Origin of the sequence: Oceanobacillus longus, from assembly GCF_042650085.1 — a bacterium.
Lineage (GTDB): Bacteria > Bacillota > Bacilli > Bacillales > Amphibacillaceae > Oceanobacillus > Oceanobacillus longus.
Map to the genome: position 1 here is coordinate 16,527 of NZ_JBHSAO010000001.1, position 22,630 is coordinate 39,156.

The 22,630-nt window shown below is 40.4% G+C and carries 18 protein-coding genes and 1 pseudogene; 14 read left to right on the top strand and 5 right to left on the bottom strand.

Features of this window, described 5'->3' with window-relative positions; all coding sequences use genetic code 11:
• The first annotated feature begins 54 nt into the window (after positions 1–54).
• Positions 55–933 carry a metallophosphoesterase gene (locus tag ACFOUV_RS00100; RefSeq protein ID WP_379494729.1) on the top strand — a complete coding sequence of 293 codons (879 nt, stop codon included), beginning with the start codon at positions 55–57 and terminating at the stop codon, positions 931–933.
• A gap of 113 nt (positions 934–1,046) precedes the next feature.
• Here the strand turns inward: ACFOUV_RS00100 and ACFOUV_RS00105 are convergent, their stop codons facing one another.
• Complete coding sequence (locus tag ACFOUV_RS00105; RefSeq protein WP_379494730.1) at positions 1,047–2,624, bottom strand: peptide chain release factor 3; 1,578 nt, start codon at positions 2,622–2,624, stop codon at positions 1,047–1,049.
• A gap of 296 nt (positions 2,625–2,920) precedes the next feature.
• Between ACFOUV_RS00105 and ACFOUV_RS00110 the strand changes: the two are divergent.
• The 3 genes and pseudogenes from ACFOUV_RS00110 to ACFOUV_RS00120 all read left to right on the top strand — a co-directional run.
• Positions 2,921–6,130, top strand: a pseudogene (locus ACFOUV_RS00110) (DEAD/DEAH box helicase); the annotation flags it as partial.
• Between the two features lie 319 nt (positions 6,131–6,449).
• A complete protein-coding gene (locus ACFOUV_RS00115; protein ID WP_379494732.1) occupies positions 6,450–7,649 on the top strand; it encodes an ornithine--oxo-acid transaminase in 1,200 nt (399 codons plus the stop codon).
• A 209-nt stretch (positions 7,650–7,858) separates the two neighbouring features.
• Positions 7,859–8,803 carry a 2-hydroxyacid dehydrogenase gene (locus ACFOUV_RS00120; protein WP_379494733.1) on the top strand — a complete coding sequence of 315 codons (945 nt, stop codon included), beginning with the start codon at positions 7,859–7,861 and terminating at the stop codon, positions 8,801–8,803.
• 207 nt (positions 8,804–9,010) lie between these two features.
• Here the strand turns inward: ACFOUV_RS00120 and ACFOUV_RS00125 are convergent, their stop codons facing one another.
• Positions 9,011–10,165: an acyl-CoA dehydrogenase family protein gene (locus ACFOUV_RS00125; RefSeq protein WP_379494734.1), complete on the bottom strand. Its 1,155-nt coding sequence runs from the start codon at positions 10,163–10,165 to the stop codon at positions 9,011–9,013.
• Positions 10,166–10,404: 239 nt separating this feature from the next.
• On the opposite strand from ACFOUV_RS00125, the gene ACFOUV_RS00130 reads away from it, so the two are divergent.
• A complete protein-coding gene (locus ACFOUV_RS00130; RefSeq protein WP_379494735.1) occupies positions 10,405–11,169 on the top strand; it encodes an SDR family NAD(P)-dependent oxidoreductase in 765 nt (254 codons plus the stop codon).
• Positions 11,170–11,322: 153 nt separating this feature from the next.
• Here ACFOUV_RS00130 and ACFOUV_RS00135 read toward each other — a convergent pair whose 3' ends face one another.
• Positions 11,323–11,856 (bottom strand): transcription repressor NadR, encoded by a 534-nt coding sequence (locus ACFOUV_RS00135; RefSeq protein ID WP_379494736.1) that lies wholly within the window; start codon positions 11,854–11,856, stop codon positions 11,323–11,325.
• A gap of 322 nt (positions 11,857–12,178) precedes the next feature.
• Between ACFOUV_RS00135 and nadC the strand changes: the two genes are divergently transcribed.
• The 8 genes from nadC to ACFOUV_RS00175 all read left to right on the top strand — a co-directional run bounded on the left by nadC (position 12,179) and on the right by ACFOUV_RS00175 (position 18,474).
• Positions 12,179–13,024 carry a carboxylating nicotinate-nucleotide diphosphorylase gene (gene nadC, locus ACFOUV_RS00140; protein WP_379494737.1) on the top strand — a complete coding sequence of 282 codons (846 nt, stop codon included), beginning with the start codon at positions 12,179–12,181 and terminating at the stop codon, positions 13,022–13,024.
• A gap of 32 nt (positions 13,025–13,056) precedes the next feature.
• Positions 13,057–14,061 carry a TAXI family TRAP transporter solute-binding subunit gene (locus ACFOUV_RS00145; RefSeq protein WP_379494738.1) on the top strand — a complete coding sequence of 335 codons (1,005 nt, stop codon included), beginning with the start codon at positions 13,057–13,059 and terminating at the stop codon, positions 14,059–14,061.
• 27 nt (positions 14,062–14,088) lie between these two features.
• The gene (locus tag ACFOUV_RS00150) at positions 14,089–16,008 is read left to right on the top strand and encodes a TRAP transporter permease (RefSeq protein WP_379494739.1); all 1,920 of its coding nucleotides are present in this window, start codon (positions 14,089–14,091) and stop codon (positions 16,006–16,008) included.
• 333 nt (positions 16,009–16,341) lie between these two features.
• Positions 16,342–16,500: a hypothetical protein gene (locus ACFOUV_RS00155; RefSeq protein WP_379494740.1), complete on the top strand. Its 159-nt coding sequence runs from the start codon at positions 16,342–16,344 to the stop codon at positions 16,498–16,500.
• A gap of 121 nt (positions 16,501–16,621) precedes the next feature.
• Complete coding sequence (locus ACFOUV_RS00160; RefSeq protein WP_379494741.1) at positions 16,622–16,894, top strand: transcriptional regulator SplA domain-containing protein; 273 nt, start codon at positions 16,622–16,624, stop codon at positions 16,892–16,894.
• Positions 16,887–17,915 carry a spore photoproduct lyase gene (splB, locus tag ACFOUV_RS00165; RefSeq protein WP_379494742.1) on the top strand — a complete coding sequence of 343 codons (1,029 nt, stop codon included), beginning with the start codon at positions 16,887–16,889 and terminating at the stop codon, positions 17,913–17,915. The genes ACFOUV_RS00160 and splB overlap by 8 nt, the downstream gene beginning before the upstream one ends.
• Before the next feature lie 19 nt (positions 17,916–17,934).
• Positions 17,935–18,135: a gamma-type small acid-soluble spore protein gene (locus tag ACFOUV_RS00170; RefSeq protein ID WP_379494743.1), complete on the top strand. Its 201-nt coding sequence runs from the start codon at positions 17,935–17,937 to the stop codon at positions 18,133–18,135.
• 30 nt (positions 18,136–18,165) lie between these two features.
• On the top strand, positions 18,166–18,474 hold the full coding sequence (locus ACFOUV_RS00175) for a DUF3892 domain-containing protein (RefSeq protein WP_379494744.1): 309 nt from the start codon (positions 18,166–18,168) through the stop codon (positions 18,472–18,474).
• 129 nt (positions 18,475–18,603) lie between these two features.
• Here the strand turns inward: ACFOUV_RS00175 and ACFOUV_RS00180 are convergent, their stop codons facing one another.
• The gene (locus tag ACFOUV_RS00180) at positions 18,604–19,098 is read right to left on the bottom strand and encodes a L,D-transpeptidase family protein (protein WP_379494745.1); all 495 of its coding nucleotides are present in this window, start codon (positions 19,096–19,098) and stop codon (positions 18,604–18,606) included.
• Between the two features lie 213 nt (positions 19,099–19,311).
• On the bottom strand, positions 19,312–20,868 hold the full coding sequence (locus ACFOUV_RS00185; RefSeq protein WP_379494746.1) for an ABC-F family ATP-binding cassette domain-containing protein: 1,557 nt from the start codon (positions 20,866–20,868) through the stop codon (positions 19,312–19,314).
• A 347-nt stretch (positions 20,869–21,215) separates the two neighbouring features.
• On the opposite strand from ACFOUV_RS00185, the gene ACFOUV_RS00190 reads away from it, so the two are divergent.
• A complete protein-coding gene (locus tag ACFOUV_RS00190; RefSeq protein ID WP_379494747.1) occupies positions 21,216–22,544 on the top strand; it encodes a sigma 54-interacting transcriptional regulator in 1,329 nt (442 codons plus the stop codon).
• The last annotated feature ends 86 nt before the right edge of the window (positions 22,545–22,630 follow it).

The window sequence follows — 22,630 nt, forward strand, 5'->3', positions numbered from 1 at the left end:
TACAAATGATTGTTCCCTTCCTAGTCCTTTATAATAGACACTAGGAGGGGTAAAATGATATTTGCGATTATCACGATTATTCTAATTCTATTAAGCTATTTTTTATATAAAGGAAACAAAAATACGCATGCCGTTACCATAAATGATATTCATATTGAGAACGAACGACAAACGAAGAGTGATCAACCACTGCGTATTCTACATCTATCAGATATGCATATTGAAAATATCTCGATTACTCCAGAACAGTTATTTGAACAGTTAAAGGATGAACCGATCGATTTGATTGCATTGACAGGGGATTTTCTGGATCGAAAAAGAAGCATACCAAGACTAATTCCTTATCTAGAGGAACTTCGTAAGTTGAAACCTGTGCATGGCTCCTATGCGGTATTTGGTAATCACGATTATGTATTGCGTCACCCGTACTTCAATCAATTAAAAGATTTGTTGAACGAGTATGGATTTACAACACTGCAAAATGAAAATAAAACAATTAATATAGATGGGAAAACTGTAAATATCATTGGAATAGACGACTTTAGTACGGATCATAGTGACTTAGAAAAGTCGTATGATGGGGTTGGAACAGGTTATAATCTTGTTTTAACACATGATCCGAATATTGTATTGCATATGACAGAATATCCTTATGATTACTTGTTATCTGGCCATTTTCATGGTGGGCAAATTCACTGGCCGAAACCTTATCATCTGGCAAAAATGGGGAAACTCGTTCAAATGAATATGGTTAAAGGCTTGCAACAATACATGGGCCGCTCGTTTTATATAAGTGAAGGACTCGGACAAACTGGAGTTAACATTCGCATCGGAAGCCGCCCGGAAATCACTTTCCACAGCTTACAGCTAAGGAAGGACAAAATAGAAGAAAGGAAAGTGGAGCTGGAAGGTTCTGCAATCATTGCCGGATAAACATTTTATCTGGTTTTTTCTTTTGTAATGGATAAAAAAATCGTGCATCCTAAACATATAGGACACACGATTGAATCGACATAATGTGACAAAAACCGGGAAGTGACAGGCACCTATTTGTATTCGTTGACTTCGAATAGGTCGATGAGTTCGACTTTCGGGTTTTTGTCTTTGAACCAGTTTAGTGCAAATTCATTTCGAAACAGTACAAGATGATTGCCGTCACGGTCTTTACAGAGAAGGTTTCCGCCATCGAAAAGGGATTCGTCGACTTCACCTTCTTTTAACCAGCGAGGGATGCGCTCTCCAATTGATTCGAACATTACTTCGGCATTGTACTCGTTTTGCATACGATATTTGAAAACATCGTATTGAAGCTCCCCGACAGCACCCAATATAAATGAATCTGTCAGTTTGTCACGGAATAATTGAATGGCACCTTCCTGGACGAGCTGTTCGATCCCTTTTCGGAATTGTTTCGACTTCAATACGTTTTTTGCGGTTACTTTTTTGAAAACCTCTGGTGGAAATTGTGGCAGTTCATCGTATTCAAATTTGTCATTGCCTTCCAGTAATGTGTCGCCAATTTGATAGGCGTTCGGGTCATATATTCCAATAATATCACCAGCATAAGCTTCATCAATTGATTCTCTTGTAGAAGCGACCATTTGTTGCGATTGGGAAAGCTTAAAGACTTTTCCAGTTCGCGATAATTTCACACTCATTCCACGGTCAAATTTCCCTGCGCATACACGGATGAATGCAATCCGATCACGATGGGCAGGATTCATATTTGCTTGGATCTTAAAAATAAATCCTGAGAAATCCGGGCTATCCGGCTGAATGATACCTTCTGTTGATTTTCTTGGTGTCGGTGTCGGCGCCATATTGATAAATGTATCGAAAAACAGCTGAACGCCAAATGGCGCAAGGGCACTACCGAAAAATACCGGCGTTTGCTCCCCGTCCAATACAGCTTGCAATGAAAACTGATCTCCAGCTTCTTCAACCAACTCAAGCTCATCTTTCGCAGCTTCGTACGTTGGATTTGATGTGAGATCCTGATGCTCCGGCTGATCCAGCTCTTTATTCGGTATATACGTTTCTACGTCGCCTACATTATGTTTTACAAATTGGTTGCCATAGCGATCAAAAATACCAAGGAAGCCTTTGCCCATACCGGCAGGCCAGTTCATTGGGTAAGTTTCAATATCAAGCACCTGCTCAATTTCTTCCAGTAACTCGAGCGGTTCTTTTCCTTCACGGTCCAATTTATTGATAAACGTGAAAATCGGAATCCCTCGCATGCGACATACTTTAAATAGTTTAAGTGTCTGTGCTTCAATCCCTTTTGTGGAATCAATGATCATCACAACACTGTCCACCGCTGTCAAGGTGCGGTAAGTATCTTCACTGAAGTCTTCGTGACCGGGTGTATCTAGGATATTTACGTGATACCCATCATATGGGAAATTCATCACACTGGATGTCACGGAAATACCACGTTGTTTTTCGATTTCCATCCAATCTGATGTTGCAAATTTTCCTGATTTTTTTCCTTTTACGGTTCCTGCCGACCGAATCAGATTACCATACAACAACAGTTTCTCCGTCATCGTTGTTTTTCCGGCATCCGGATGGGAAATGATTGCAAATGTTTTTCGTTTCTGTACTTCTTCTTGTATACTCATAGAAAAAATCCCTTCTATCCTGTAGTTTCTTTTTGGGCGTGCTTATATAAAATCGGGATTTTCAATTTACATTCGATTAACGCTCCTTTAGCAATTCATGTCTTTCCTTTGCTATAATATAACTGCACCACATAATACTATACTATAGTAGAAAAATTTTTTCGATAAAAATTATATTTTTATCAGATAGGAAAATATAAAAATTCTTGTCTACATAGCAATAAAGGCATTCAACTAAAGACTTAGCAAATGCCAAATCTCTAATAAGTAAATTCCCTTTGAAAGGAGTGACTGCGTTGAACACGAAACTAAATCAGAAAATTATCATGGATCGATGTGGGGCGGTTTCCTTTAAAAGAGGGGAAGCTTTTTACCGCAATAATAAAGTGACATTTGAAAGTTACAGTCCTGAACAAGTGGTGGCAACGGTTTCTGCTGCAGAGGAGTTTCATGTCACCATTATAAAAGATGGTCGCCGAAGTGATTTACGAGCGGCATGCAGTTGTCCTACACTTGCCTCATTTAATAAAGATTGCCAACATATTGCAGCGGTATTACTTGCCATAAATGACCATCAACGGCACGGAACGGCACCGCTAGTTACTGCTAAGGTAGAGCCTACAGATAAATTGACACAGGGCTTGTTCACACTATTTGAAGATAAACCTGCTCGTTCGAGTGGCCATCAGTTGCATTTTGAGAATAGAACCGTATTGGATGTGGAATTCTTATGCAAACCAGTTCATATCGGGCAGGAAGATTATATGTTTGGAATGGAATTAACGGTAGGAGCAACGAAAATAATGAATATCCGGGAGTTTTTGAAGAAGGTTCAACAAGGTTCTCAAACTGCTCTTACGATTACAACCACGTATGATCCAAGTCTCCATTGCTTCCAGACCGAAGCAGATGCTGTCATGCAGCAGTTGATTCAAGTTGTTTGGGATGAGCAAGCATATATGGATTCATTGCCGGAGGACCACAATTTTAAGAGCAGGTCTGAAATGCTTCTCGTTCCGCCATCATCCTGGTTGCGGATCGAACCAAAGCTTACAAAAGCTCCATCTGTAAAGCTTTTACATGGAGGCAATACATATAATGGGCTTCAAGTTGTGGACACAGCGCTTCCATTAAGGTTTTTATTTTCAGAATCGGAAAAGAATGGGTATCAGTTGGAAATACAGGGATTGCAGTCGATGCTGTTGTTGTATGCTTATCGAACAGCACTAATGGATGGAAAATTAATGATGCTGAAAGAGGAAGAAAATCAGCGTCTCTATGAACTGAAGCAAATGTTGGATACATCAGGAACGAATACTATTCCAATACCAGCAGAGCAAATGAAATTTTTTATGGAAAAAGTTGTGCCGGGTTTAAGGAAAATGGGGGATGTTCTTTTATCGACTCAAGTTACAAAGAAATTTGAAAAAACACCGCTCATAGCACGGCTTTACCTCGACCGGGTGAAAAACCGTCTTCTCGCCGGACTGGAGTTCCAATATGAAAATGTGGTGATTAATCCATTGGAAGAACGGGAAATTCGTGCGGGTCGTATGATTGTAAGGGATATAGAGAAGGAGAAAGAAATTCTAAAGCTGATGGATGAAAGCTCGTTTGCGAAAACAGATGGTGGGTATTTTTTTCAAAATGAAGAACTTGAATATGAATTTCTTTATCACGTCCTTCCTAAGCTGGAGAAGCTCGTTCAATTGTATGCGACAACTGCTGTACGAAACCGGATCCTCAAAAGTCCAGCCCGACCAAAAATTAAGGTGAAGCATAAGCGAGAACGAACAGACTGGCTAGAGTTTAAATTTGAAATAGAAGGTTTCCCGGAAAAGGAAATTCGTGATGTGCTTGAAGCTATTGAACAAAAGCGGAAGTATTATCGGATGCCTAATGGTTCGCTAATGTCCCTAGAGACAAGGGAGATGGAAGAGATTCGACGTTTTCTCCTTGCTGCACCTGTACAGGATAAAGAGTTGGAGGCAGGCTTGGAGGTTCCGTTAACAAAGGGATTACAGCTAATGGATTCGGTAGAAAATCCGGAGACTTTTTCTATTGAGGATTCGTTTAAACAATTTTTGGATAAGATTCGCAATCCCGACAAATTACAATTCCAGGTTCCTGTTAGTTTGGAAACGATATTAAGGGATTATCAGAAGCAGGGCTATCGATGGATGAAGACACTGTCAAGTTATGGTTTTGGTGGGATTTTAGCAGATGATATGGGACTTGGGAAAACCTTACAGAGCATTACTTATATCGTATCCGAACTGGCTGACATTCGGTCAAGGAAGCTTCCTGTATTGATTGTTTGCCCCTCATCGGTCACCTATAACTGGCTGCATGAACTGATGAAATTTGCACCAATTATTGGGGCGGTAGTAATGGACGGAAATGTGGAAACAAGGAAAAAATTGCAGCGTGAGCTTTCTGAAGTGGATGTGTTGATAGCTTCCTATCCATTATTACGCAGTGACATCGGATGGTATGAGAAACAGAACTTTCATACCGTATTTTTCGATGAGGCCCAAGCATTTAAGAATCCAATGACACAAACAGCACGGGCAGTAAAAAAGGTACAGGCTGATCATCGTTTTGCACTGACAGGTACACCGGTTGAAAATGCGCTGGAAGAGCTGTGGTCAATTTTTCATGTTGTTTTCCCGGAATTGTTCGGTAGTTTGAAGGATTACAGTGGATTAACGAGAAAGAAGATTTCCCGAAGGATTCGTCCTTTCATGCTGCGCCGTATGAAAGAGGATGTTGTGGAGGAACTTCCAGAAAAAATTGAGTCAATGGAATCGGTAGAACTGTTACCGGAACAGAAGACAATGTATGCAGCATATTTGGCGAAGCTTCGCCATAAAACATTGAAGCATCTCGATAAAAATACGATACGCAAAAATCGAATTCGGATTTTGGCAGGGCTAACAAGACTACGGCAAATTTGTTGTCACCCAGCATTGTTTGTGGATAATTATGAAGGAAGCTCGGCTAAATTTGAACACCTATTGCGGATCCTGGAAGAAGCAAGGCTTTCAGGTCGACGTGTGCTAATATTTTCACAATTTACAAAGATGCTGGATATCATCGGAAGAGAATTGACGCGTGAGGGAAGATCCTACTTTTACTTGGACGGAAAAACACCATCCGAAGAGCGGGTCGAGACGTGCAATCGATTTAATGATGGAGAACGCGATATATTTCTTATTTCATTAAAAGCAGGAGGCACAGGGCTTAATCTGACTGGAGCAGATACCGTCATTTTATATGATTTATGGTGGAACCCGGCAGTCGAGGAACAAGCAGCTGACCGTGCCCACAGGATTGGACAAAAAAACACCGTCCAAGTCATAAAACTTCTCGCCAAGGGAACAATCGAGGATAAAATGAACGAACTGCAGGAGAAAAAACGTGACCTTATCGAAGAAATCATCGACCCCGATGAAAAAACAACAACTTCCTTAACCGAAGAAGACATAAGGGAATTACTAAACATATAGGTGCCTGTCACTCCCCGAAATTGCTCGAAATATGTCGAGAACCGAACAGTGACAGGCACCGGTTCTCGAATATCTTTTTTCTTTATCTGGGTTTGCTTCTAGTTGAAACACGCACAGTCATATACTAATCGTGAATATAGCCAGAACGATTCTAAAGCAGGTAGCCCGGATGATTTAACATGATATATGTGATTGAATGCGGTTTCAAAAATCTATGAATCAGCTAATCTTAAATGTATACTAAGGGGAGAAAGAGTAGGAGAGAGGTTTTTAATATCTCAACCCTCATCAGTAAACTTTTTAAGGAGGATTATTTATGACAACTTCAAGGTCAAACGCAATTATCGAACAGACGGACCATTACGGTGCACATAACTATCATCCCCTACCAATTGTTATTTCAGAAGCCCAAGGCGTATGGGTAAAAGATCCAGAAGGGAATACGTACATGGATATGCTAAGTGCCTATTCTGCTTTAAACCAGGGCCATCGTCATCCCAAGATTATTGAAGCATTAAAAAAACAAGCGGATAAAGTAACACTTACTTCCCGTGCATTTCATAATGAAATATTAGGACCATGGACTAAACGTGTTGCGGAATTAACTGGCAAAGATAAAGTGCTGCCAATGAACACAGGGGTCGAGGCGGTTGAAACTGCTATTAAAGCTGCTCGTCGCTGGGCTTATGAAGTAAAAGGCGTAGAAGATAATAAAGCAGAAGTTATCGCTGCAAAAGGGAACTTTCACGGTCGTTCCATCAATTCGGTTTCATTATCAGATGATCCTAGTGCGACAAAAAATTATGGGCCTTTCGTGCCAGGTATTGAAAAGATTGAATTCGGAAATGCAGAAGCAGTCCGTGCGGCAATTACTCCGAACACTGCAGCAGTTATTGTGGAGCCAATTCAAGGAGAAGCAGGTATTATTATTCCACCAAAAGGTTACTTGAAAGCTGTTCGTGAAATCTGTTCTGAAAATAATGTTTTATTTATCGCTGATGAAGTACAAACCGGTTTTGCACGTACCGGTAAAATGTTTGCCTGTGAATGGGAATCTGTTGTCCCGGATATTTATGTGATGGGTAAAGCCCTAGGTGGTGGTATCTTTCCAGTATCTGCAATTGCAGCTAATAAAGAAATTATGGACGTCTTCACCCCAGGGTCACATGGTTCAACATTCGGGGGTAACCCATTGGCGTGTGCCGTATCCTTGGCAGCAATTGAGGTTATCGAGGACGAAAACTTAGTTGAAAAATCACTTAAATTAGGTGAATATTTTGCAACAGCATTGCGAGCAATCAATAATCCAGATCTGAAAGAAGTTCGTGGCCGTGGATTGTTTATCGGTGTGGAATTTGAGAAACCGGTTCGTTCGTATTGTGAACAATTAAAGGAGGAAGGTGTATTGTGTAAAGAAACACATGAGAACACGATTCGTTTTGCACCACCACTTGTAATCAAACAGGAAGATCTTGACTGGGCGATTGAAAAAATCTCGAAAGTCTTATCAAATTAAGCGAAAATTAAAATGGGATGCAACATTGGGACCGGAATGGTGAGTGCCGCATTGGTGCCTGTCACTCCCCGAATTATGTCATAATATGTCGAAAACCGAACAGTGCCTTTCGCGGTTCGGTTTTTTGCTTTCATATTCACGATAGACTATACTGAAAAAATAATATTCAAATAACTATTGATAATTTGAGGAAGGAATAGGGAATACATATGAAAATGTTGTTTATGCTGCGGGATCCTTTTATTAAAGCAGAACCAAAATTTCTAGATGATATGAGAACACTAGGGGAGGTAAAGATTATCCTGACAGATCAGGGAATGGAAAAAGAGGAATTGAAAAGAGAAGTTGCAGACGTGGACGTGATTGTGGTAGCTGTTGTTAAAATCGATAAAGAAATCATTGATGCAGCACCAAATTTAAACTATATTATGAAGTTTGGTTCCGGTTATGACAATATTGATCATCTCTATGCACGTGAAAAAGGGATACCAGTCACAAATATTCCAGGTCAGAATACAGAAGCTGTAGCAGACCATGCTTTTGGTCTTATGATTGCTGCTTCAAGACATATAACGCAAAAAAATGAGGAAATGAAAGCTGGCCATTGGGAAAATACGATGGGCTATGAAATTTTTAAAAAGCGTATCGGTATCATTGGTTTTGGTAATATCGGCAAAGCTCTTGCAAGACGTGCATCGGGATTTAACATGAAAATAAACACCTATGGCAATCATAAAGACTATGAAGCTGCTGAGAAACTACAGGTTAATTTTGTGGAACTGGATGAGCTTTTATCCACTTCTGATGTGATTGTTATTTGTACGAATTTGAATGAGAAAACCCTCAAAATGATCAATAAGGATACACTATGTATGATGAAACCGACGGCAATACTTATCAATATATCCCGTGGTGGATTAGTTGATGAAGATGCATTGATCGAAGCATTGAAAAAAGGGCAAATAAGTGCTGCTGGCCTTGATGTGTTTGCGGATGAACCTACGAAAAGTGAACTGGCTAAACTGCCAAATGTCATCGCAACGCCGCATATAGGGGCTGCTACCTATGAAGCGGTTGATCGAATGGGTGAAAGAGCGTTCGAAAATCTTAAAAGGTTTGCAGCTGGCCAGGAATTGGAGAACCTCGTGAACTGAACCACCGGCAACGCATTGGTGCCTGTCACTCCTCGAATTATGTCGAATTATATTCACAGATATCCGGCTGGGAACTAAACAATATATAAAAACAGTTCCGCGAAGGCAATTTGAACCTTCTAGGAACTGTTTTTTTTCTGCTTACAAGCGGAAAATATAATTCGACAAATTTCTTCAAAAACCGAGGAGTGACAGGCACTGCTCTGCTTATTTTTGTTCTGAGATTGATTTGCCTGCTAATTGCATAATTGTCATGTCATCCATGGGGGGGTTGTGGAGTCCTGCGCGTACATCACGATAGTAACGCTGCAATGGATTTTTAGCTGACAAACTGCGGGCGCCGGTGATTCGCATTGCTAAGTCAATCACTTCTATTGCTTTATTAACGACAGATAATTTAACTGCGCCTAGTTCTGGACCCATGGTATCTCTAGTAGCTGCATCACTTACATCCCATTTCCTAGCAACACCATAAAGGAAATGCCTGGACTCCATCATCTTCAGTTCCATCTCACCGAGCTTTTGTTTCACATTCGGTAAATCGGAGATCGTGCCTTCGATACTGTTTGGAGAATAGCTGGTGGCAAATTGAATCGCGTATTCCTGCGCAGCGCTTGCAATTCCGAGATAACATGCCGGTATATGCAGCAACCAGCCAGTAGCCTTCTTTTTACCAGGTGTTAAATGTTCTACAAGATCCTCTTTATTTACATTTACATTTTCCAATACGAGATCATGACTACCTGTACCCTTCATTGCAATCGAATCCCATGTTTCATCAATCCTGACACCATCTCGTGTTCGCTTAACTAAAAAATTCCCAACTTGGTCAGTACCGTCAATAGTTGCACTTACGACGAAATAATCAAGAATAGGTGAGAGGGTGGTGAATGTTTTTCTACCATTAATTACCCATCCATTATTAACTTCTTTTGCAAAGGTTTCCGGTTTGCCACCACGAGTTGGGCTTCCAGTAGCAGGCTCTGAGGCAGCATTATTTATGAGCGCCCCTGTTTGGTCGACATCACGGGCAATTGCTTCATACGTTTCTTTCTGCCAGATTTGATTTTCTCCAAGATGTTTCATGATTCCCATATGCCATCCAATCGAAAGTGCCGTTGATCCATCCGCCTTTCCGATAATTTCCTGAAATTGAAGCATCTCCAATAATGAAATCCCAGCACCTCCATATTCTTTTGGGACCGTTAATGCCGGGTAACCAATTGCTTTTAAGTCCTCGAAATTTTCAAAAGGAAATGAGTCATCTTCATCGTGCTGCCGTGCACGACTCGCAAATGGTTCTACCGTTTTTATTAAAAGTGTTACTCTTTCTTCCATTGTTTCTAACTCTGTTAACTTCATTATGAACCTCCTACGTTTGATTTCATTAATCATATCAATAAAGTTGGGTTTATACGCTTATTATTTCATTAAACAAAGATAGTTTCAATTGGAATAGCTTAGCACCATTCGACAAATATCGGGGAGTGACAGGCACTGTTCGGTTTAATAGTTTGAAATGTTTGTAAATAGATAGCGCTTACAGTATACTGTTAAATAGTTACAAAAAGATAGTTAATTACAAAAAGGAGGAGATTTAAATGGAAGATAAAGTCGTATTGATCACTGGTGGAGCTGGTGGTATTGGTCAGGCAACGGCTCAGCTTTTTTTAGATAACGGAGCAAAAGTAGTGTTGATTGATATTAATCAGGAAGCCCTTGATAGAGCAAAGACTTCTTTGAAAGCTGATAGTAATAAGATTATGACTCTAAAAGCGAATGTAACAGATGAAGAAGATGTTAAAAACTATGTGCGACAAACTGTGGAAGCCTTTGGAAAAATTGATGTTTTCTTCAACAATGCAGGAATCAATGGACCATTTGCACAGATTAAGGATTTGGAAAAAGAAAAATTTGAACAGATTCTTAGTATTAACGTAACTGGTGTATTTTTAGGGCTGAAACATGTAATAAAACAGATGGAGAGCCAAGGCTATGGCAGCATTATCAATACCGCATCAAATGCAGCATATATTGGTTCAGCTGGTATGGCAGGATATATTGCTTCCAAGCATGCGGTAGCAGGTATAACAAAAACTGCTGCACTTGAAGCAGCTTCGAGTGGAATTCGTGTCAATGCTGTTGCACCAGCAGCGATTGACACACAGATGCTTGCAGATATTCAGAATAATATTACACCAGGTGAGCCAGAAACTTCAGGAGAAGCAATCAAACAGGGAATACCTGTAGGACGCTTTGGTTCACCAAATGAAGTTGCTCAAGTTGTACTGTTCCTTGCATCTGATAATGCCTCGTTCGTGAATGGATCCTTGTATAATGTTGATGGAGGTATGCAGGCAGATTAATAGATTATCACTAATAAAAGAGAGGAAATCACATGGCTGTGGTTTCCTCTTTTTTCAATATGGATTGAAATTGTTGAAGAGAGGATAACCTGTCTATCATTCGACAAATTTCACCAAATTCCGGGGAGTGACAGGCACTGTTCTGGCACCGTTCTAGATGAGGATGCCTGCTTTTTTTAAGTCGGCACAGGCTGCTTCAATTTTGTCGGTAGAGTCGGATTCAAGGGTGTGTAGATGTATACCGTCTGTTAGCGATGATAAATAGGAGGCACCAGCTGTATTAATTTTCTCGATGAATTGGTCCGCCTCTCTTCGGTTGCTGACCATAATCGATGCAGTCAAATCACCGTAGACTGCATGCTCAACTTTAACATCCTTAATCGTAACGCCATGGTCGACGATGAGATAGAGTTCATCCAGCGTTTGTTTGGCACCATGCTTACAAGCGATTACCTTCTGTTCCAAAGAATCGTTTTTATCATCTTTTAAATAAAGGTACCCCTGGCTTGTTGCGATGATCGGCTCATTTTTTGCTTTTAAAATGGAAACGTCTTGAACGATCACCTGCCTGGAGACATTGGTTTCCTTGGCGAAATCACTGCCGCTGATTGGCTCATTTGCTTCTTTCAGCTTGGTTATAATCAGTTGCTGTCTATTAGCAGAAGGCATTTTCTTCTCCGTTTTCATATGGAAACCACCTCATCAATAAAATTTTCACGTGATGCGAATCATTCTGCTTTCACCATAGCATAAAAACACAACACGTCAATGATAGCAGGTATCCGTTTGTAAGGGACCCTGAATACCGAAATTTAACACTTGATAATATATTAATTCTATGTAAATATAGATGTCAAGACAGGTGACATTACCAAAATAGAATTCTATATCTTTTCCACTAGATACATAGGAAAAATAAGACCTATACGATTAAAAATAAACAAGCGTACCTTCATACTCTTAATGTGAAAAACATCACAATCACAATTACATAAAAGGAGAAATAAACATGAACATATTAAAACTGCGAAAAGCACTCGAGTCTTTTCTATTAGAAGATATCGGTGATCAGGATATAACGAGCGAGGCGATTTTTCCGGAAAGTCAAACAGGAAAAGGTGTGTTCATCGCCAAAGAGACAGGGACATTATCCGGCTTAGCCATTATAAAAGAAGCATACCATCTGCTCGAACCACAAATGGAAATCAAGCTTCATTTTAAAGACGGTGAGAAGGTACAACCGCTCGATACCATTGCAGAAGTATATGGCCCTGTTCGCCATTTACTAACGGGAGAACGGGTCATCTTAAATTTGCTACAACGAATGAGTGGAATTGCAACGATGACGAATCAAGCAGTCGAAACATTGAATGATTCAACGATACACATTTGTGATACTAGAAAAACAATGCCGGGACTAAGAATGTTGGATAAATATGCGGTTATCACTGGTGGGGGAAAAAATCATCGCAATGGATTATATGACGGTGTGATGATCAAGGACAATCATATTTCATATTGCGGGTCAATAACGAATGCAGTTGAAAAAGCACGAGCAGCAATCGGTCATATGGTAAAAATCGAAGTCGAAACGGAAAACAAGGAAGAAGTTATGGAAGCGATAGCTGCAGGCGCAGACGTTATTATGTTCGATAATCGCAGTCCAGAAGAAGTTAAGGAATTTGCAGCAATGGTCCCAAGCTCCATTGTCACGGAAGCTTCAGGTGGGATAACGCTAGAAAATCTAGCAACTTATGCAAATACCGGTGTTCATTATATTTCATTAGGGGCATTAACGCATTCGGTGAAGGCATTGGATATTAGTTTGCAAGTTCAAGAGGGAAAGAAAAAATAACTTATCGCAATATTGAACAGGGGGAAAAATTCGTGGATAAAAATAGATACTTGGCTATAGCTATCATGCTAGGAATCGTTTTCTTGGCAGCTTGCGGAAGTGAAACTGTTTCAAATACTAACGGTTCAAAGGATTCCATCGAAACAACGATCATTGGTGGACGGACTGGTGGAGCATGGTCTGTATTTGCAGAGGGTATTGCTGAATCCATCCGTCGGGAAAACGATGAGGCTATTGTTACGGTGGAGCCTGGCAGCATTGTGGAAAACCCACCAGCTGTCGGAACGGCTGTCGTGCCATATGGCTTGTCCTATGCGATGACTTCCTATGCCGCATATAGCGGAGAGGAACCATATACGGAGGCTTACACCAATCTTCGGGCTGTGAGTGTTATCATACCATCTAACTATTATCAATTCATTGTTACAGCAGATACGCCGTATGAATCGATTGCTGAAATTGCCCGACAGCAAGCACCGATTCGGTTGGCAGTTGATCAACAAGGCTCAGCAGGGGAAATGATAACCCGAGCAATTTTACAGGAATATGGAGTTACCTATGAAGATATCCGTTCCTGGGGAGGGTCAATAGATTATTTATCCGGATCGAAAACATTTGAAATGATGGCAGATCATCGAATGGATGCAACCGGTGATGCAGTATCAGCACCGTCCGGAGATATAATTGAGGCTTCAACTACGATAAAGTTGAAAATGCTCGCACTGGATCAGGAAACGATTCAGGCAGTATCGAAAGAACTAGGTATGGAATCTGGAACGATTAAAGCTGGTACCTACTCATTTATAGAAGAGGATATCGACACAATAAGTACACCTGCTATCCTTATCACCCATAAAGATGTCCCAGAGGATGAAGTCTATCAAATGACGAAATCGATTTATGAAAATGTGGAATATCTTGGAAATGTGCATGAGGAATTCAAAAATTTAACAGAAGATAAGATGATGGATGTTGGCAATGTTCCCCTACATCCGGGCGCTGAAAAATTTTTCAGGGAAAAGGGATTGCTGGAATAACTTTTTCCAAAAAGGAGTCGTAGCACAGTGAACATCAAGACATTTTTAACCGGCTGGTTTGTGGAAGGTTATAAACGCAATCTATCAAGGTATCACATAAAAATCTTTTCCATAATTGCATGCATTTTATCCTTATACCAAATTTGGTCTGTCGTTTGGGGTAATTTGGATCCACTTAATCAAATGGCGATTCATCTTGCTTTCATCCTGTCACTTACTTTTTTGCTTTATGGCTTTTCGAAAAAGGATGTTATAAAAAGACAGTCACCTAGCGTAATGGATTATCTTTTCGTTCTGTTGTCTCTTGGTGCAGGAATTTATTTTACGATACATGCAGAACGAATTGCAACGAGGATTCCGATTATGAATCCGTTAAGTGCACTGGACATCTTTTTCGGGGCATTATTTGTGCTGTTAACGATTGAAGCGGCTCGCAGAACAATTGGTTTTCCGATTATAGTAATTGTATTTATTGGGGCAGCTTATGCTCTTGGCGGTCATCACTTAAATGGTCTGCTTAGTCATAGGAAGCTGTCTGTCGTTGAATTCATTGATGAACTGACCTTTAGCTTTAATGGGCTATGGGGATCCCCAATTTCCGTAGCTGCAACGTTTGTATTTATGTTCATGCTATTCGGATCCTTTTTGCAAAAATCAGGTGCAGGAGAATTTTTCTTTAACATTTCTTCGGCAATCGCAGGAAGAACACGTGGAGGTTCTGCCAAAGTTGCCGTACTTACGAGTGCATTTTTCGGATCTATTTCTGGAAGTCCAACAGCAAATGTTGTTACAACTGGACATTTTACCATTCCGGTTAGTAAAAAATCAGGCTATCCGCCAACAATCGCAGCTGCAGTGGAAGCAGCTGCGTCAACGGGAGGAAGCATTTTGCCGCCAATCATGGGCTCATCTGCTTTCTTAATGGCTGCTGTCACCCAAATGTCGTACGGATCAATTGTGATTGCTGCGCTTATCCCTGGTATTCTTTATTATATCTCTTTACTTGCAATGGTTCACTTTGAAGCGATGCGCCTAGACTTACCACGGCCGGCCAAAGCCGATGTTCCTAAGTTAACGGGTGTTTTGAAGAAAGGTTGGTTCTATTTTATTCCAATCCTCGTTCTGGTGTTTTTCCTGATGCAAGGTTACAGTGCTTCCAGAACAGGGTTTTATGGAATTTTAGCTGTTATTGCTGTCAGCTGGTTCCGTAAAGAAAATCGAATGGGTATCAGGAAAATAGTTGCCTCCATGGTAGATGGAGCAAAATCCTCTATAGCAGTTACAACAGCATGTGGGGCAGCTGGGCTTGTCATTGCAGGAATCATGACGACCGGACTTGGAGGGAAATTAACGAGTATTGTACTAGGATTAACGGATGGTTTACTTTTTCCAACATTAATATTGGTAATGCTAATCTGTATTATCCTTGGAATGGGAATGCCAGTGGCAGCAGCGTACATCTTAACTGCTATGCTTGCTGCACCTGCACTGATTGAATTAGGTGTAACGACAATGGCAGCTCATTTATTTATTGTTTATTTTTCTATCTTCTCAGCGATTACACCGCCTGTAGCTGTGGCCGCCTATGCAGCAGCTGGAATTGCAGATGCAAATCCGAACCGAGTGGGAATGGAAGCTTTAAAACTGGGTATTGTAGGATTCGTCGTTCCATTTATGTTTGTTCTCGATCCAGCGCTCCTGGTGGATGGCACAGTAGTAGATGTTCTTATAGCATTCCTGACAGCAACCATCGGCGTGATTGCACTTGGTGCTGGTGCAATTGGCTGGTTACGTACGAGAACGACGATTCCAGAACGCATCTTGCTAATTACAAGCGGAGTCTTGTCCATGTATGCAAGCCTTCTGACAAGTGGAATCGGACTAGCAATTATTGTCCTCGTATTCTTCATGCAACATAGAAGAAAAACGACACTAAGTATCGCATAGCAATCAGTGCCTGTCACTCCCCGAATATTGTCAAATATTGTAGAAAACCGAACAGTGAGAGGTACTGTTCGGTTTTCGGTCTTTTGGCGAGAAAGATTTATTCAGGCATTACTTTGGGCGGTTAGTCGGGTATTTTTTATTATCTTTCATATCGTTTAATTCCTCTTTATTCTTGTTTTTCTTCTTTTTGCCTTTACTCATTCATCATCCCTCCTCATTTATATGTAGTTTAGCCTGATTCAGACATTTCGATTCAACTTAAATAAGAATAGGAATATGTGACATAATAGGAATGCAAATCCCAACGATAAATGTTTTTAGGAGGCTATGCTCATGTCAGAGGAAAACAAAAATCGCAATAAAGATAAGGGTAGGCAAAGGAATGTATTGAAATATGATACAACCCCTAAACGTAAAAAAGAGGATACCGAATTTGCGCAAGATAGCGAGTTTCTTAATTTAGATAATAAGAAAAACAAGCGAAAGCGATGATCATACATGCAGGGTTTCCTCATAAAGTAGGAGACCCTGTTTTGGTGTGCAAATCACTATACATAAACTACCAACAACCCGGAAATAACTAAAGATAAACAAACGAAAGTAGGCTGTTAATATGGAACTAAATGAATCGTTTCAACCAGGTGAAGTTGTCTATATGATTATACGAAATCCACATGCACAGGATGTAGCCCAAGTTCAGCAAGCAGCAATCGTACAAAACCCCGACAATCCTAGTGAATTGGCACTTTTTGCACACGAAACCTATTATCCTTTAACGGATGAATTTGCTATTTATAAATCGGAAGCAGAGGCAGAGCAGGCATACAAGGATGCGTTCGAACCACCAAATATTATTCAATTCAGTGATGGAAATTATTATGGTTAAACCTTTTGTCCCGCAACTTGTTTACGTGGAACCAAGGGCACTGGAATATCCGCTTGGGAAAGAATTAGTTTCAAAATTTGAAGGTATGGGAATTGAGATTCGCGAGACGACGTCCCACAACCAAATCCGAAATCTACCAGGAGAGAACCATTTTCAAAAGTACCGGACTGCTAAATCAACACTTGTTGTCGGTATAAGGAAGACATTGAAGTTTGATACTTCTAAACCATCTGCAGAGTATGCAATTCCTTTTGCGACAGGCTGTATGGGACATTGTCATTATTGCTATCTACAAACAACGATGGGTAGCAAACCATATATACGGACTTATGTAAATGTGGAAGAGATTTTTGAAGCGGCTGATGGCTATATGCGGGAGCGTGCACCAGAACAGACCCGTTTCGAAGCATCCTGTACATCAGACATTGTTGGTGTGGACCACCTCACACATACATTGAAAAAAGCGATTGAGTACTTTGGAGAGTCTGAATATGGCCTTTTGCGCTTTGTCACGAAGTTTTCCCATGTTGATCACCTGCTGGATGCAAAGCATAATGGCAAAACCCGTTTTCGCTTCAGTATCAATGATGATTACATTATTAAATATTTTGAACCAGGGACATCAAGACTTCATGAGCGTATTGAGGCTGCTGTTAAAGTAGCGGAAGCTGGATATCCGCTTGGGTTTATTGTCGCTCCAATTTACATACACGATGGCTGGCAGGAAGGCTATAAGGAGATGTTCGAGAAGCTTGAGGCTGCATTACCTGCCTTTGCAACCAAGGATTTAACATTTGAAATGATACAACACCGTTTCACGAAACCAGCCAAACGTGTTATCCAGGAAAACTATCCAATGACCAAGCTGGAATTGGATGAATCGAAACGTAAATGGAAATGGGGAAAATACGGGATTGGCAAATATGTATATCAGAATGAGGAGCAGGAGGATATAAAAGATACGATTGGTGGTTATATACATCGTTATTTTCCCGAGGCGAAGATTGAGTATTTTACTTAAAAAGTGAGGAGTGGCACCCGTGAAAGAAAATAAAAATATAACATCTGCTGGTACAGATATCGATGTTGTAAAGGAAAAGAATGAGCAATCTGGCATGTCCTATAATGAAGTAAAAGAATATATTGCCAAAACTACTGGAGGTCATGGTACATCGGTTTATAGTGATACGAATATTGAAGAAGTGAAGAAGAAAAATCGGCCAAGTACGGAAAATCAATAAACTTTTTGTGAAATTAGGAGGCTTGCTTATATGGAAGGGAAAGATTTCGAAAAAATTTATAATGATTACCGGGAACAAAACGGGAAAAATGGTTTTAGTGAACAAATAAATATGGAAGGAAAAGAAGCAATCATTGCAGTTCGAAAAAATGATTCAGGTGATCTTATTGCATTTAAAACAAATACAGGACGCGAATTGGATTATATGACAGCATTGGATGAAGCGAAGTCCGGAAACATCGCGCATATCGATGTCTTCCATAAATATGGAAGGGATATTATCAGAAGCGAACCAGATGGGATAAAAGAGAATAATTTAGATAATTTACCTTTATTTTAAAGAAATTTAAAACGATGGAAACAAGCTGCCCAAAAAAATTATTTTGGGACTGCTTGTTAGTGTTTATGGAGAATGAATAAAATTCTTGAACTATCGGATACGCTTTCTTTCTGATTTGCGGTACATAAATTATGGATGTATGGAAACCAATGTTCCTATCGGGACAATACTTGCTAATTCCTCCACATCGCTATTATACATTCGAATGCACCCTCTTGATACAGCTTTACCAATCGAACTGGGGTCATTCGTTCCGTGTATTCCATAGTGTTGCTTTGATAAACTCATCCACATGGTACCAAATGGGCCTCCGGGATTAGGTGCTTTATTTATAATTATAAATTCACCTATAGGCGTCCCATGGAGAATTCTTCCAACAGCAATCGGATACTGTTTTTGAAGTACTCCGTCATTTAGTAACCTTAGCCAGCGATTATTAACGGATACATTAATGCTGTAAGGGATGGTTAGAGGAGAAGGAAAACCTGGTATAACAATGGATTGACCAGGATGAATGAAATCAGGGTTTACTGCTGGATTTGCGCGAATAATTTCCGCTAGTGGTGTACGATAGTCCATTGATATTTGAGACAGTGTTTCACCTCGTTTTACTGTGTGAATCACGCCTGAACACCTCCTGAATATAGTTGTTACCATACATACTATGAAGTTTATAAAAAGGGTTTCATCAAATTAAAAGAGAAGCTTCCTATCATAAATTCCAACACGTACAGACACACAACCACAAAAGCATTCGACAAAAATCGGGGAGTGACAGGCACTTCTTCTGAATTAAATAGAAAACAGGCTGCCGATTTAGATTCGACAGCCTGTCAGTTATGCTTGTTCATTCATGGCCCATTCTTCTACATTCCACACTTTTGTGACCCAGTCTTCATAAAATTCGGGTTCATGGCAGACGAGAACAATGGTACCTTTGTATTCTTGCAATGCTCGTTTTAATTCTTCTTTAGCAACGACATCCAGGTGATTTGTTGGTTCATCGAATACAAGCCAGTTACTCTCGCTTAGCATCAGTTTGCATAAACGTACTTTTGCTTGTTCGCCACCGCTCAATTGTTTCATCGGACGGGTAATATGCTCATTTTTCAACCCAACGTTAGCCAAAATCCCGCGGACTTTACCTTGATCGAGATGCGGGAAAGCATCCCATACTTCATCAATGGGCGTGTTACTCGGTGACTGTACTTCCTGTTCATAATAAGAAGGGAAGAGGAAGTCACCAAGAATACGTTTCCCGCCAAGTGGATCGATGACACCAAGTATTGTTTTCAACAAGGTAGACTTTCCGACACCATTACTACCGACAACCGCAATCCTGTCACCACGTTCAATCTCCGTTGTCAGCTTGGGAAACAGCGGTTGGTCATAACCGATTTCTAATTCCTCTGCTTCAAAAACAAATCGGCTGCTGCCACGTGATTCCTTAAAACTAAACGTCGGTTTCATCGCAGTCTCCGGGCGATCAATCCGATCCATACGGGCTAACTGCTTTTGACGACTTTTCGCACGACCAGTCGTCGAGTAGCGTGCTTTGTTCTTCGCAATAAAATCTTCTTGCTTTTTAATATATTCCTGTTGTTTTTCATAGGCGTTTATATGCTGATTCTTATTAATCTCTGCAAGCTCCAAGAATTTCTCATAAGTAGCCGTGTAGCGTGTAAGCTTGGAAAATTCAAGATGGAAGATCACATCTACGACACCATTCATAAATTCCGTATCATGGGAAATCAGCAATACTGCATGTGGATATTCTTTTAAATAGTTACTGAGCCATCCAATATGTTCAACATCCAGGAAGTTTGTTGGCTCATCCAACAGAAGAACTTCTGGTTGCTCAAGCAAAAGCTTTGCAAGCAAAACTTTTGTCCGCTGTCCACCGCTCAGTGCGGAAACATCCTTATCAAGGCCAATAGCGTCAATACCAAGACCGTGAGCAGCCTCTTCAATTTTTATATCCAATGTATAAAAACCACCAGCTTCCAGTTTATCCTGGATAACTCCCATTTGCTCGAGCAATTCCTCTAATTCTTCTGGAGTTGCCGTACCCATTTTTTCGGTCACATCCGTCAGCATTTTTTCCTGTTCGAACAATGGTAAAAATGCATCCCGTAAGACGTTACGAATGGTTTTCCCTTTTGTAAGAACGGTGTGCTGATCCAAGTAACCATAGTCTGTGCCAGGGGTCCATTCTACCTTGCCAGTATCATGGATTAATTGTTTCGTAATAATATTCATCATGGTTGACTTTCCAACCCCGTTCGCACCAACTAAACCAACATGTTCACCGGCAACCAGCCGAAACGATACATCTTTAAATAACGTGCGATCACCAAAGCTATGGCTTAGTGAATCGATTGTAAGTAAACTCATCTATTAAAAACCTCCGTATAAGTGAAGAAAAACGATCATTATATGTGCATTAAGAAGTTAAGGTGGAAAGTACCAGCCAGAATCCAATAAGACTACTATAACGTGTAACTTCTACTTCAAATTTCATCCTTATTCATTATAGGGGAAAATAGGCGATGTTGCTAGGGGTGTAATCGATTTGTGAGATGCATAACATTATTTTCGACAAATAATAACAAATTTCGGGGAGTGACAGGCACCATTTTGATATTTCCTGTTGCGTTATAATATCTATGTATGTATAATTATTATTAATAAATGTATAATTATTCAAAGATGAATAATTCGGGTAACGAAGGGGCGATTGAATGGTTAATCTATATCTTCTTCCGAATGCAGAAGAAGAGGTGATTGATTCGTATGATGAGGATATCATGGTTACGAATCGGGACGGGAAAATCATTAAGGTTACACATATTAGTGGGAAACAATATGGTTTGTCTGCAGAAGATTTACTCGGACAATCTGTGTATGAGCTAGAGAAAAAGGGTGTGTTTTCCCCGGCGATTACACCACTTGTTCAAAAACAGAAGAAAAAAGTTGTACTAGTCCAAAGTAAACAGGATGGCAGGAAAGTACTAATTACAGGTGTACCACTGTTCAATGAGAATCATGAGGTCGAATTTGTTGTCAGCTACTCGTATGAGGTATCCGAATTGCTTAATCTTCAGGATTATTTGAATGAAATGGAAGGCGAGATGTCGCGGGTAAAAGAGGAACTGGAAACGTATCGTGAGAAAAGTTTCAACTTTGGTGGGTTCATCGCTGAAAGCAAATCGATGAAACAAGTAATGAAGGCCATTAAAAAGGCAGCGCCACTCAAAGTTCCAATTCATCTGCAAGGGGAGAATGGTGTTGGAAAAACAACACTCGCGAAACTCATACATCAAGAGAGTCCCTGGAAGGATGGCCCGTTCATTGAAGTAAATTGTGCGGCTATCCCGGAAGCAATTCTTGCACAGGAGTTAACAGGAAATTTGGAAGAAAGGTCTCAAAAAATGGGATACTTCCAATTAGCAGCATCCGGAACACTCTATTTGGAAGGGGTCGATGAGTTATCGCTCACCTCCCAAAGCATTTTGTTAAAAGCGATGCGATCTCACAAAAGTAATTTTCGATTGATTAGTTCAACCGAAGCCGATATGGAAAATTTGGTCGCAAACAACGGGTTCAGGGAAGACCTATTTTACCAGCTTCATGTGTTACCAATCCAGATTAAACCTTTACGTGAGAGACCTGAAGACTTGAGTGAGATCATACTAAAATACATTGAGAAATTCTGCACGGTCTATCAGTTAGACCGTACACTATCCAATGACCTTTTCCATGAATTGCTGCATTTGGAGTGGAAAGGAAATCAGTTGGAAGTGAAAAATCTGATGGAGAGACTTGTTACGGAGAGTGAATCCACAATCATCACGAAAGAAGACCTTCCAATCAATTACCGTTCGAACGGCGATAGTAAATTGGATTCTCTCGAAATAGAGGGACAGACACTGACACATATTTTAGAAACCGTCGAAGAAAAAGTTTTAATAAATGCGAAAAACCATTGTAAGACGACAACGGAAATGGCAAAAATGCTGGGAATCAGCCAGCCATCCGTCGTACGAAAGCTAAAAAAATATTCCATATAATGCGTGTTCAAAAAGGAGGATAAAAATGACCGAGGTCGTCTAAGTTCTCAGGCGTCCTGTTGCAACGCCGACACTAGCACGTCCTG